This window comes from Microbacterium radiodurans (genome assembly GCF_008710705.1).
Classification (GTDB): Bacteria; Actinomycetota; Actinomycetes; order Actinomycetales; family Microbacteriaceae; genus Microbacterium; species Microbacterium radiodurans.
Genome location: NZ_VYRZ01000001.1, coordinates 1,188,484 through 1,200,278, shown reverse-complemented (window position 1 = coordinate 1,200,278; position 11,795 = coordinate 1,188,484). Strand labels below are relative to the sequence as shown.

Genomic DNA, 11,795 nt, shown 5'->3' with positions numbered 1-11,795 from the left:
CTCACCGACGACATGGTCCGTGCGGGACCTGATCAGGGGCGTCGCTCTTCACTCACGCGCACCGAGCCGCGCAAGGGCCCGCTCGACGCGGGCTCTGCGCGTCGCGGGCGACGCTGCGGTGAGGATCGGATGCAGCAGCGAGTATCGCTCGGCCGAACCGAGCGCCGCGAACCGCTGCCCGGCCGTCGGCGAGAGGGCGAGCGCTGCCGCCAGATCGTCCGGGACCTGCGCGGTCGCCGGCCCGGCGTAGGCGCGTTCCCAGCGACCGTCGGCTCGTGCCCGCTCGATCTCGGCGTGCCCGCGCGGGCGCATCCGCCTCGCGTCGATCAGCGCCGCGACGATCTCGACGTTGCGCCGCGACCAGATCGAGCGGGCACGGCGCGGCGTGTACATCTGCAGGAAGGTCGATGCGTCGCGGGCATTGCGCCGACCGTCGATCCAGCCGCTGCAGAGCGCTTCGTCGAGCGCCTCCGCATATGTGAGCGAGGTCGGATCGGTGACGCCCTTCTTGGCCAGGACGAGCTGCACACCGTCGGAGACGTGCTCGTTCACATCGAGCCAGGCGCGCCACGCGGCGCGGTCGGCGACGATCAGCGGCGTCGGTGATGCTTCGGTCATCTGCGACTCCTCGCTTGTAGCCTGGCGCAGGAGGTCGCCATGGGCAACGACGGAACGCATCGAGCCGGGCTCGACGAGCGGATCGGCGCGCTCAAGGAGCGCATCTACGCCACGGTCACCGGGCTCGCGATCCTGGCCGGGCTCTACACCGCCGAGCACGTGACGGCGGGCGAGTCGATCTTCGCGCTCGCGGTCGGCATCTTCGCGATCGCGGCCGCCGGCTTCGTCGCGGAGGTCATCGCCCATCAGATCGGGCACCGCGCCTTTCCGCGCGGTCGCGAGCTGGCCGTCATGGGGCGCACGGCCGCGGTCGCTCTCGGCACGGCGTCGCTCCCCCTCCTGGCGCTGCTGCTGGCACTGTCCGGCGTTCTCACGCTGAACGCCGCCCTCCTCATCGGCATGGGCATCGACGCCTTCGTCCTCGTGGGGATCGTGCTGCTGGCGAGCGCGCGCTCGGGACTCAGCCTCGGGCAGCGGCTCGTGGCATCCACGCTGCTGCTCGCGCTGGTCGCAGCCGTCGCGATCGCACTGCTGCTCGCGCACGGCCACTGAGCGGTCCGCCGCCGGCGCAGGGGCGTACGCGAGCGGCGCGACCGCTCAGGCGCAGGTGCCGTTCGCCTGCAGGGCCGGATCGCGGATGATCGCACCGTCTACGTCGACCTCGGCCACCAGGGCGGCTCGCTCGACGCGGACCTCGCGCACAGTCAGTCCGGCGGGAAGCCGATCGCGGATGCAGATCGGATAGTCGCGGAGCACGGCATCCGCCGCCGAGCCGAACCGGTCGCGCAGCCCCTCCGTCGTCAGCTCCGCTCCCCCGATCCGGACGACCGCAGGCGTGAGGACGATGTCGCCGTCGACGGCGCTCGGCGTGAGATCGATGCCGAGCGGAACGGTCAGGGCGAACAGCGAGAGGTCCGCCTCCACCCGCACGTCCGGCGGCACGAGCGTCAGCCCCGCCTCGGGCACGCCCTCGACCTGGGCGAGCAGCGTCTGCAGCTGATCCTCGCCGAATGTGATGGTCGCCTCGGCCGAGCCGATGTCACCGGCATCCACGCGGATCGGCACGTCCCGCGCCCGCACCGACACGTCGGCGACCACGTCGCCGAGCGGAACCGCGTCGCTCGACACGTCGAGGCGATCGAGGCGGCCGCCGATGACCTGGGGCAGCACGGGCTCGTCGAATCCGACGTCGACCTGCTGGTCCTCGGGCAGGGCGAGCTGCGTGATGACCTGCTCGCGCACCGTGCGGGTCAGGATGTCGCGGGTGATGTGCTCGGCGACGAACCACGCCACGATCGCGAGGCCGACGACGATCACGATCGCGATCAGCCAGCCGATCCAGCCGCGGCGCCGCCTCGGCGAGGACGCGGGCGACGCGGCCTCCGGAAGCGGAAGCGTCGGCTGCGTCTGACCGCTCACGTCCGTCACATCCGCTCGGGCGCGCTGACCCCGAGGAGGTCGAGTCCGTTTCGCAGCACCTGACCCGTCGCGTCGTTCAACCACAGCCGCGTGCGGTGCAGGTCGGTGACCTCCTCGTCGCCGAGCGGCGTGACGCGGCAGTTGTCGTACCAGCGGTGGTAGAGGCTCGCGAGCTCCTCGAGATAGCGGGCGACGCGGTGCGGCTCGCGCAGCTCGGCCGCGAACGCGACGACGCGCGGGAACTCCTGCAGCGCGCCCAGCAGCGCCGACTCCGTCTCGTGGTCGAGCAGCTCGGGCGCGAAGGCATCGCGCGCGACGCCCGAGTCGGCCGCGTTGCGGGCGACGTTGTGCGTGCGCGCGTGGGCGTACTGGACGTAGAAGACCGGGTTGTCGTTCGTGCGCTTCTGCAGGACCTCGGGGTCGAGCGTGAGCGGCGAATCGGCGGGGTAACGGGCGAGCGAGTAGCGGAGCGCGTCGGTGCCGAGCCACTCGCGCAGGTCGTCGAGCTCGATGATGTTGCCCGCGCGCTTCGAGAGACGTGCGCCGTTGACCGACACGAGCTGCCCGATGAGCACTTCGATGTCCTTCTCGGGATCGTCGCCGGCGGCACCCGCGAGCGCCTTCAGCCGATGGACGTACCCGTGATGATCGGCGCCCAGCAGGTAGATCTTGTGCGCGAAGCCGCGGTCGCCCTTGTTCAGGTAGTACGCCGCGTCCGCCGCGAAGTATGTGTACTCGCCGTTGGAGCGGCGGATGACGCGGTCCTTGTCGTCGCCGAAGTCGGTCGTGCGCACCCACACGGCGTCGTCGAGGTCGAACACGTGGCCCTGCACCCGCAGCCGGTCGACGGCCTGGTCGACGAGGCTCGGTCCGCCGTCGGCCGGGGTGGCGTGCAGCAGCCGCTCGCTGAAGAAGACGTCGAAGTGGACGTTGAACTTCTCGAGCGAATCCTTCAGATCGGCCATCTGGAGCTCGTAGCCGAGGTCGAGCGAGACCTGCTCCTGCTCGTCCTGAGACAGATCGAGCAGATCGGGCCGGGCCGCGAGCACCCGCTGCGCGAGGTCGTCGATGTAGGCGCCGGGGTAGCCGTCCTCGGGGGTGGGCTCGCCCTTCGCGCTCGCGAGCACCGACCGGCCGAACCGCTGCATCTGCGCGCCCGCGTCGTTGATGTAGAACTCGCGCACGAGCTCAGCCCCGCTCGCCAGCAGAAGGCGCGCGATCGCGTCGCCGAGCGCGGCCCACCGGGTGTGACCGATGTGCATGGGGCCGGTGGGGTTCGCGCTGACGAACTCGAGGTTGATGCTGTTGCCGAGCTGGCTGTCGTTGCGGCCGAACTCCGGGCCCGCCTCGACGATCTCACGCGCGAGCGCGCCAGCGGCCGCGGCATCCAGTCGGATGTTGATGAACCCGGGACCGGCGACGTCGACGGATGCCACGCCCGGCGTCTCGGCGAGTGCGGCGGCGATCTCGGCGGCCAGCTCCCGCGGGTTGGTTCCGGCTGCCTTGCTGAGCTTCAGCGCGGCGTTGGACGCCCAGTCGCCGTGGTCGCGGTTCTTCGGCCGCTCGAACACGAAGTCGGCGGCGGTGAGGCCCTCGCCCGCACCGGGGCGTCGCGCCTCGAGGAGCGGGGCGGCGACGGACAGCAGGGCTTCGGCGAGGGCGTCGGGATTCATAGCCCGACAAGTCTACGGTCGCCGCCTCGCCCCGCGAGACGGCGACGGGGGCTCTCAGGCGATCGAGATGAGCTCGGCGGAATCATCCGCGGCGGGGTCGAACGACGGCCCGTCGGACGCGGCGTCCACGCGAAGGTGGGTGAGGGCGATGTTACCGCCGTAGTAGCTGAGGAAGGCGCAGTCGGCCGCGTCGCGTCCGGTGGCGATGCGGACGAGCCCGCGCCGGTTCGCCAGTCGCGTCGCGTCGATCGCATACCAGCATCCGTCCAGGTACGCCTCGGCGACGGCGTGGAAGTCCATGGGCCGCAGGCCCGGCGCATAGCAGGCGGCGTAGCGCGCCGGCACGTCGAGGGCGCGCAGCAGGGCGATGACGAGGTGAGCGTAGTCCCGGCAGACCCCGTGGCCGCTCGCGAGCGTGGTCACGGCCGAGTCGGTGCCGAGGCTGAGGCCCGGGCTGTAGCTCGTGCTCGCCGACACGTAGTCGCCCACGGCGGTGATGAGGTCGGCTCCGCTGAGACCGCGGAACTGCCGGCGCGCGTGGGCGAAGACCTCGTCGGACTGCGCATAGCGGCTCGGCCGGAGGTAGGTGATGGCGTCGAGCCCCGCCGAGGGCGGATCGGCACGAACGAGGCTGGGCGCGGCGTCGGGGACGACCGCGCGGTAGCGGACGGCGACCGTGCCCGGGACGCCGACGAGACGATGGATGCGGTTGCCCGCCGCATCCTCGATCTCCGTCGCCTCGAGCTCGGCGTCACCCACCGAGAAGGTCAGCCGCTCTTCGGCGACGGGCAGCCTGCGCGCAGCGGCGATCTGCAGGATCACGTCGACGGGACCGCTCATCTGGAGGTCGAGTTCAGCGGTCAGCAGGCGCGGCACCGGGTAATCCTCGCACGCGGCGGACGGGGCGGGCGCGCCCACGGCGATCCGGCCGCCGTGGGCGTCTCCCGAGGCGCGAGGTCCGCCCGAGCGGTCAGCGAGCGACGCCCGCGAGCCCGCCCGTCACCTGAGCCTGCGTGTCGTAGACGAGGCAGAGGATCTCACGGTCGCCGGCCTCCCAGCTGCCCTCGGTCGGCATGTAGTAGTCGAACTCCAGCACCGACTCCTCGTAGGCGGTGCCGACGAACGGCGTGAAGGCGTCGTAGCAGATCTGGTCGGCTTCGGCCCCGACGGCCTCGGCGCCGGGGAACTCGTCGCCCGAGAGGTCGGCGGAGTGGAACACCTCGTAGTCGTGCGGCTCGCCGCACGGCACCGTCGGGGTGTCGGTGACCTCGGTGGCGGAACCCGCGTCGAGCAGGCAGTCGCCGACGCGCAGCGCGAAGACGTCGGTGCGATCGTTCGATTCGGTGATGGCTCCGGACTCGTCTCGCACGGGAGCCTGCCCGGGGACGGGCAGCGAGCATCCGCTCAGGAGGAGGACTCCGGCGGCGACGGCCGCGACGGAGGTGGCGACGAGACGGACGGAACGCGATGGGGTGATTCTGAGCACGGCACGACCCTATCGATTCCTGAGTGCTCGCTGTGAACGCGGGATGGGCACCCACCGAACCCTTCGCCATACGCACCGCAACCTCTTGACAATCGGCCGTTCCGATCCCGCGATTCCTGGCATACGCTCGGCGTGTGCGCGCGCGACCGACTCCTTCCCGCCGGCGGACGTCGTGGGCGGTCGCCGCCGTCGCCGTCGCCGCGATCGCCGTGGTGGCTGCCGTCGCGTGGCGACCGTGGGCCTCCCCGGTCGAGCCGGCGGCTCCCGTCGCCGCGGGCGACGACGCCGTGACCGCGCCGGCATCCCTCGTGCTCCCGCAGAACCCGACCGTCCTGATCTTCGGCGACTCCTGGACCTACGGCTCGGCGGCATCCGATCCCGCGCTCGGCTATGCGTACGTCATCGCCGAGGAGGCCGGCTGGACCACGGTCGTCGACGGCGTCCGCGGCAGCGGCTATCTCAAGCCCGGCATCGACGGCCCCTCGTTCGGCGACCGGATCGCCGCGCTCGACCCCGCGGTCGCCCCCGATCTCGTGATCGTCCAGGGATCGATCAACGATCGCAAGCAGGGCGCCTCCGGCTACGCGGAGGCGGTGGATGCCGCGTGGGACGACCTCGCCCGCATCTATCCCGGGGCGCAGATCGTCGTCCTCGGTCCCGCGCCGCAGGTGCTCCCGGTCGAGGCCGAGACCGCGCGCATCGATCGCGACCTGCGCGAGCGCGCCGGCGTTCGCGGCTGGTGGTACATCTCGCCGATCGCGGACGACTGGATCACGCCGGGGAACTACCTCGACGTGATCGACACGAGCGAGATCGGGCGAGACCACCCGTCGACCGGCGGGCATCGCTACCTCGCCCAGCGCCTTGCGGACGCCGTCTCGGCGATCACCGCTCCCCCGGTCGTCGCCGCCGACGTCGCCGCCGATCCCCTCGGCCGCTGAGCCCGGTGCGCCACGCGGCAGCGGTCGGGACCGGGTCGGACCGGGTGGTACGCTCGATCGGTACGCCTCCGTAGCTCAGGGGATAGAGCGTTGGTTTCCGGTACCAAAGGTCGCTGGTTCGATTCCAGTCGGGGGCACATCATCATCCGGTCGATCCGACCGTCAGGTGCGCGTGCGAGCGCCGCTCATCCGAGCGCGTAGACGTTCTCCGAGATCTGCGTGCTGTCGCCGGGCGCCGAGGCGCCGTCGGCGACCAGAGCGTACGTCTCCTCGCCGTCGCTGACCGTCACACCGGTCGCGTCGCCGCATCCGATGAACGCGTCACCGCCGCCCGGATGCACGAGCAGGCACATGCCGGAATCCGATTCCGTCGATCGGGCGATCCACAGAGATGTGTCGCCGTTCTCCCCGACGAACCGGATGGTCTCGTCGTCGACCGTCGCGCTCTCACGCGGCTCCTCGAATGCGCTGGGCAGGATGTCCTCCGGCCCGGCTTCGCTGTCGAGGACGGCGAACTCAGCGTCGGCTGACGCGCAGCCGGCGAGGCCGACGATGGCGCCCGCGAGAGCGATCGGAAGAAGGGACCGGCGACGAAGGGTCATCCCGACAGTCTGCCGATCGCGACAGCCCCTGTCACCTGCGGTCGGCAGCGCGCGGGAGACGACGCGGGGATGCCGGACCCGACGCAGCGCGGGGTGGTGCGACCGTCCGCACCACCCCGCGCTCGGTGGGTCGACTCAGCTGACGACGACCTGCTCTTCCGCCTCGGCGGCGCCGGGCAGCACCTCGCGCAGCAGATCGTCCAGCGTGACGACGCCGAGCAGGCGATCGCCCTCGACGACGGTCGCGAGCTGGACATGCCCGCGGCGCATGCGCGCCAGAGCGTCGTAGGCCGACGCGTCCGGGGCGACCACGAGCGCATCACGGGCGATCTGGGCGGCGGGCGTGGCCGGGTCGACCGCGAGCGTGTCGCGGACGTGGGCGACACGACTCGTCGCCCCCGACCCCACCAGGATGCGCAGGTGGCTCGACGACGCCGCGACGGCCTGGACGTCCGCCACCGTCGCCGACGCCGGAACCGACGTCGGCACCCGGTCGGTGCGGACGATGTCGCCGACGGTCAGCGTGCCGAGGGCGATCGCTCGCGCGATCGGCTCGGAGTACTGCTCCTCGAGCGTGCCGACGGCTTTCGAGTGCGCCACGATCTCGCGGATGGTGTCGGCGTCCTGACCACCCGCGGCGGCCTTCTCCACGGGCTCGACGCCGGACGCCTTCACGAGCCGGTTCGCGATGTGGTTGATCCACAGCAGGAAGGGACGCAGCGGCCAGGTGAGACCGCGCGCCAGGATGCCGGTGGCCTTCGCCGCCGTCTCGGGATGCGCGATCGCCCACGACTTCGGCGCCATCTCGCCGATGACGAGGTGGAGGAAGGTGACGACGATCAGCGCGAGCATGAACGCGATGATGTCGGCCAGGACGTACGGCAGCCCCCACTGCTCGAAGACGGGCGACAGGGCGTAGTCGATCGCCGGCTTCGTCACGGCGCCCAGCAGGAAGGTGCACGCGGTGATGCCGAGCTGCGCGAAGGCCAGCATCACGGTCAGCTCGTTCACGCCGCGGAGGGCGGCACGCGCCGAGGCGCTGCGGTCGGCCTCGGCTTCGAGCCGGTGGCGACGCGCGGCGAGCAGCGAGAACTCGACGATGACGAAGAACGCGCTCGCGATGATGAGGATCGTCGTGACGATCGCGACCATCCACCCGTTCATCGGGCCACCTCCTCGTTCGCGGCGGCCGCTTCGGTGGCGGACTCGTCCTCGTTGCCGTTCTCGTCGGCATCCTGCTCGTCGTGGTCGAGCTCGTGCAGGCGGATGACGAGTCGCGACGGCACCAGGCGGGCGATCTCGACGACCTCGACGTCGAGCCAGCGCTCGATGCGGAGCCCCTGCACCGTCTCACCGGCACGCTCGGGCAGATCGATGCGCACGGTCGCACCCTCGGGCGGCAGGTCTCCGAACGCACTGATGACGAGACCCGCGATCGTCTCGGCGTCGTCGCGGGGCAGATCGTGCCCGATGAGACGCTCGACCTCGTCGAGGTGGACGTCGCCGGGGAGCGACCAGTGGTCCTCTCCGACGGTCACGACTTCGATGACCTCCAGATCGTGCTCGTCGGAGATCTCTCCGATGACCTCTTCGGTCAGATCCTCGATGGTGAGGATGCCGTCGAAGTTGCCGTACTCGTCCACGACGCACGCGAGCTCGTTGCGGGTCTGCCGCATGCGGTCGAGCGCGACGGGCAGCTGCATCGTCGTCGGAAGCACGACGGCCTCGCGCATGACCGTCGACACCGGCGCCTCGTCGGCGTAGTCGCCGCGGAGGAGATCGATGAGCTCGACGACGCCGACCGGGTCGTCCTCCTCACCGATGACGGGGTAGCGGGTGTGGCCGGTCGCCATCAGCGTGCGGACCTCGCCGATCGTCGTCGTGGCGGCGATCGAATCCACGCGCGAGCGCGGCACCATCGCGTGCTCGACGTCACGCTGCGGGAAGTCGAGGATGCGGTCGATGATCATCGACAGATCGTCGGGCAGGTCGCCGCTGACGCGGGACTCCTCGATGATCGCCTCGAGATCACGCGCGGTCGCACTCTCGTCGACATCCTCGAGCGGCTCGATGCGCACGAGGCGCAGCAGCGCGTTGGCGGCGACGTCGAAGACGGTGATCAGCCAGCCGAAGAGGAGCAGGTAGATGCGCGTCGGCACGGCCAGCGCACGGGCGAGCGGCTCGGGGCTCGCGATCGCGAGGTTCTTCGGATACAGCTCGCCGAAGATCATGGTGACGACGGTGGCGAGAAGCAGGGCTCCGACGGTTCCGATCACGACCGAGACAGCGGGGTCGATGCCGACGCCGCCGAGCAGCGTGCCGATCGACTCGCCGATCAGCGGCTCGGCGACGTAGCCGATGAGCAGGCCGGTGACGGTGATGCCGAGTTGAGCACCCGACAGCATGAACGACGTGCGCTTGGTGATCGCGAGCACGCGCTTGGCCTGGGCATCGCCCTTCTCGGCTCGCGCGGTCATGCGCGAGCGATCGACGGACATGTACGCGAACTCCTGCGCGACGAAGAATCCGCAGGCGGCGATGATCGCCAGCGTCAGCAGGATTCCCAGCAGCAGTGTGAGGACTGCTTCGATCATTCGAATTCACCCCCTCTCGATACGAGGGGGTACGAAGATCGACCCTCCTGGTCGGTGGAGGCGCGGCGACTGCTCACGGGTGTTCTTTCTCGATAGGGCACGGGTGGGCAGTCACACAATAGCCGCTTCCGGGTGGGAGATCGTCCCGGACTCACACGCGATTACGTGCATCCCTGTAATGTTGCCCTGCGGCATGGGGGTGCCGCACGGCCGACGACCGGGATGGAGGATGCGGTGCTGCAGGTGATCCTGGGGGGCTTCATCGCGGTCGTCGGCGCCACGATCGCGCGATTCCGGCGATCCGGCGCCGCGCGACGCGGCCGACGCCGACGTTCGACCTGGCGCCCCGCCTCGCCATCCTGATGCGCCGTCCCCGGCAGACTCGGTTGTTACAGTTGCCGAATGCCGAACAGAGTGGGGCGCCCGCCCACCGCTGGCATCACCGATGCCCTGATCGTCGCCGCTGAGCGAACGATGTCCGAGCGTGGATTCTCCGCGCTCACCGTCGACGGCCTCGTCTCCGAGGTCGGAACCACCCGCCCGACCTTCTACCGGCGATTCCCGAGCGTCGCCCACCTCGCCCTCGAGGTGCTCAAGACGCGCTTCGGCGCCGGTCAGGCGTTCGACACGGGCACCATCGCCGGAGACTTCCTCGCGATGCAGCACGAAGAGATCGAGATGCTCGCGCATCCGGTCATGCGCAACAGCATCGTCGGGATGCTGGAAGCCGCCCGCGCGCATCCGGACCTGCTCCCCCGATACGGCGCCGAGTTCATCGCGCCACGACGAGGACAGGTGACCGTCGCCATCGCACGAGCGATCGAACGAGGCGAACTGAGCGGAGCCGCCGTCGACGAGGAGTACGTCTGCGACGTCCTCCTCGGTCCGGTGCTGGCCCGGGTCCTTCTGCCGCTGGGAAGCCCCGTCGGCGACACCCTCGTGCACCAGACCACGGCGTCCGCGCTGGCGGCTCTCGGCCTGCACGATGCGGCCCGGCTGGTGGCGGAGGCCGCCCCCGGCGTCAGCTCGGCGGATCCTGCGTCCTGACCGAGTGCGCGACGCGACGTTCGCGCGCGATCTCCCGCGCTGCCGCGAGCGCGTCGGAGCGGCGCGCGAAACGCTCGACGAACGTTCCGCCGCCCACGATCCGGTTGCGCCACACGCCGTCGTCGCAGAATGTCTCGACATCGCCCTTCGGCATCTCGCCGTCTCCTTCCCTCCGGTGCCGCTCACTGCCTACTCCCCCGCCCGGGTTCCGGCGACGGGGTTGCGCGACGGCTCGCTCCGAACCTCGGCGGGCACTCCGCATCGGCGCAGCATCCTGTTAGGTTCACTGTCGTGTCCGTGAACGAGGAGAGCCCGCGCCGGGGAGAACGTCCGGTGGTCTCGCGGCGATCCCTCCTCATCGGGTCGGTGGCCGCCGGCGCGGTCGTCCTCGCCGGCGCAGCGCCCGCTCGAGCCCTGACCTACCGGGTCGCGACCCCCGCCGAACACGCGGCGCTGCCGATCGTCTGGGGATACCCCTTCACCACCCGGGGCGACCGCGGCTCCGGTGTCGACGGCTACCCCGGCGCGACCTACAGCGGCCACATCGGCGCCGACTACTACGCGAGCCCTCGTGTGGGCACGTCCGTGCTCGCGGTGGCCGACGGCACCGTCACCGCCGTCGGCGACGACGGTGATGTCAGCCGCGGCGTCTTCGTCGTCGTTCAGCACGCCGCGGGAGTCCGCTCGGAGTACCTCCACCTCGAGCGCGGCAGCACCGCCGTCACGGTCGGACAGCGCGTGCTCCGCTTCTCGCCCCTGGGACGCACCGGCAACACGGGAGACGTGCGGCCACGGACGATCGCCAACGCGCACCTGCACCTGGCCATCTTCTCCGGACCTCATCGGACCGGGACGGTGTGGAATCCCGCGTGGCTGGTGGAGACCGCACCGCTCGTCGGCAGTGGCACGCCCGGCACCACGCCCGTCTACCGATTCTGGAGTTCGCGCTATCAGGGCCACTTCTACACGGCGAGCGCGAGCGAGCGGGATGCCGTCTCGAGCCGTTGGCCGGACATCTGGTCGTACGAGGGCGAGGCGTACCGGGCCTTCGCGGCGCCGATCGAGGGCAGCGTGCCGCTGTTCCGGTTCTGGAGCGACCAGTACAACGGCCACTTCTACACGGCCGACGGCGGTGAACGCGACGCCGTCATCGCACGCTGGCCCGGAATCTGGCGCTACGAGGGTCCCGCCTTCCACGTCTACCCCGCGAACACCGCGGTTTCGGGCGCGCGCCCCGTCCACCGGTTCTGGAGCGCCGGTGCGCGCAAGCACTTCTACACGGCGAGCGCAGATGAGCGCGACGGGGTGATCGCCCGCTGGCCGAACGTGTGGAGCTACGAAGGCGCCACGTTCAGCGTCCCCGCATGATCGAGCGTGCGAACCCCCTGCCGGCGGGGTGATTGTCAAGGGCGTGC

General features: G+C 70.8%; 13 protein-coding genes and 1 tRNA gene. 5 read left to right on the top strand and 9 right to left on the bottom strand.

Annotation, left to right across the window (positions count from 1 at the left end):
- Nucleotides 1–48 precede the first annotated feature (48 nt).
- On the bottom strand, nucleotides 49–618 hold the full coding sequence (locus F6B42_RS05600) for a YdeI/OmpD-associated family protein (protein WP_150418546.1): 570 nt from the start codon (nucleotides 616–618) through the stop codon (nucleotides 49–51).
- A gap of 39 nt (nucleotides 619–657) precedes the next feature.
- Here F6B42_RS05600 and F6B42_RS05595 point away from each other — a divergent pair, with 39 nt between their 5' ends.
- Nucleotides 658–1,170 (top strand): hypothetical protein, encoded by a 513-nt coding sequence (locus tag F6B42_RS05595; protein WP_150418545.1) that lies wholly within the window; start codon nucleotides 658–660, stop codon nucleotides 1,168–1,170.
- A gap of 45 nt (nucleotides 1,171–1,215) precedes the next feature.
- On the opposite strand, the gene F6B42_RS05590 is transcribed toward F6B42_RS05595, so the two are convergent.
- The 4 genes from F6B42_RS05590 to F6B42_RS05575 all read right to left on the bottom strand — a co-directional run bounded on the left by F6B42_RS05590 (nucleotide 1,216) and on the right by F6B42_RS05575 (nucleotide 5,196).
- Nucleotides 1,216–2,037, bottom strand: coding sequence for an LmeA family phospholipid-binding protein (locus F6B42_RS05590; RefSeq protein ID WP_150418544.1), 822 nt, complete (start codon nucleotides 2,035–2,037; stop codon nucleotides 1,216–1,218).
- Nucleotides 2,038–2,042: 5 nt separating this feature from the next.
- Nucleotides 2,043–3,710 carry an arginine--tRNA ligase gene (locus tag F6B42_RS05585; protein ID WP_150418543.1) on the bottom strand — a complete coding sequence of 556 codons (1,668 nt, stop codon included), beginning with the start codon at nucleotides 3,708–3,710 and terminating at the stop codon, nucleotides 2,043–2,045.
- A gap of 54 nt (nucleotides 3,711–3,764) precedes the next feature.
- Complete coding sequence (locus F6B42_RS05580; RefSeq protein ID WP_150418542.1) at nucleotides 3,765–4,586, bottom strand: transglutaminase-like domain-containing protein; 822 nt, start codon at nucleotides 4,584–4,586, stop codon at nucleotides 3,765–3,767.
- Nucleotides 4,587–4,680: 94 nt separating this feature from the next.
- Nucleotides 4,681–5,196 carry a septum formation family protein gene (locus F6B42_RS05575; RefSeq protein WP_150418541.1) on the bottom strand — a complete coding sequence of 172 codons (516 nt, stop codon included), beginning with the start codon at nucleotides 5,194–5,196 and terminating at the stop codon, nucleotides 4,681–4,683.
- A gap of 134 nt (nucleotides 5,197–5,330) precedes the next feature.
- Here F6B42_RS05575 and F6B42_RS05570 point away from each other — a divergent pair, with 134 nt between their 5' ends.
- Nucleotides 5,331–6,137, top strand: coding sequence for an SGNH/GDSL hydrolase family protein (locus tag F6B42_RS05570; protein ID WP_223878359.1), 807 nt, complete (start codon nucleotides 5,331–5,333; stop codon nucleotides 6,135–6,137).
- 64 nt (nucleotides 6,138–6,201) lie between these two features.
- A tRNA-Arg gene (locus F6B42_RS05565) sits at nucleotides 6,202–6,274 on the top strand.
- A 48-nt stretch (nucleotides 6,275–6,322) separates the two neighbouring features.
- Here the strand turns inward: F6B42_RS05565 and F6B42_RS05560 are convergent.
- The 3 genes from F6B42_RS05560 to F6B42_RS05550 all read right to left on the bottom strand — a co-directional run bounded on the left by F6B42_RS05560 (nucleotide 6,323) and on the right by F6B42_RS05550 (nucleotide 9,333).
- Nucleotides 6,323–6,739 carry a hypothetical protein gene (locus F6B42_RS05560; RefSeq protein ID WP_150418539.1) on the bottom strand — a complete coding sequence of 139 codons (417 nt, stop codon included), beginning with the start codon at nucleotides 6,737–6,739 and terminating at the stop codon, nucleotides 6,323–6,325.
- Nucleotides 6,740–6,874: 135 nt separating this feature from the next.
- Nucleotides 6,875–7,903 (bottom strand): CNNM domain-containing protein, encoded by a 1,029-nt coding sequence (locus F6B42_RS05555; protein ID WP_150418538.1) that lies wholly within the window; start codon nucleotides 7,901–7,903, stop codon nucleotides 6,875–6,877.
- Entirely contained in the window at nucleotides 7,900–9,333 is a 1,434-nt protein-coding gene (locus F6B42_RS05550) for a hemolysin family protein (RefSeq protein ID WP_150418537.1), read from the bottom strand. The genes F6B42_RS05555 and F6B42_RS05550 overlap by 4 nt, the downstream gene beginning before the upstream one ends.
- A 402-nt stretch (nucleotides 9,334–9,735) precedes the next feature.
- On the opposite strand from F6B42_RS05550, the gene F6B42_RS05545 reads away from it, so the two are divergent.
- On the top strand, nucleotides 9,736–10,380 hold the full coding sequence (locus F6B42_RS05545; RefSeq protein WP_150418536.1) for a TetR/AcrR family transcriptional regulator: 645 nt from the start codon (nucleotides 9,736–9,738) through the stop codon (nucleotides 10,378–10,380).
- Here the strand turns inward: F6B42_RS05545 and F6B42_RS14805 are convergent.
- Nucleotides 10,355–10,534 (bottom strand): DUF2188 domain-containing protein, encoded by a 180-nt coding sequence (locus F6B42_RS14805; protein ID WP_191089271.1) that lies wholly within the window; start codon nucleotides 10,532–10,534, stop codon nucleotides 10,355–10,357. The two genes, F6B42_RS05545 and F6B42_RS14805, sit on opposite strands and share 26 nt — an antisense overlap.
- A 137-nt stretch (nucleotides 10,535–10,671) precedes the next feature.
- On the opposite strand from F6B42_RS14805, the gene F6B42_RS05535 reads away from it, so the two are divergent.
- Nucleotides 10,672–11,748, top strand: a complete 1,077-nt coding sequence (locus F6B42_RS05535; protein WP_191089270.1) for a peptidoglycan DD-metalloendopeptidase family protein — start codon at nucleotides 10,672–10,674, stop codon at nucleotides 11,746–11,748.
- Nucleotides 11,749–11,795 lie beyond the last annotated feature (47 nt).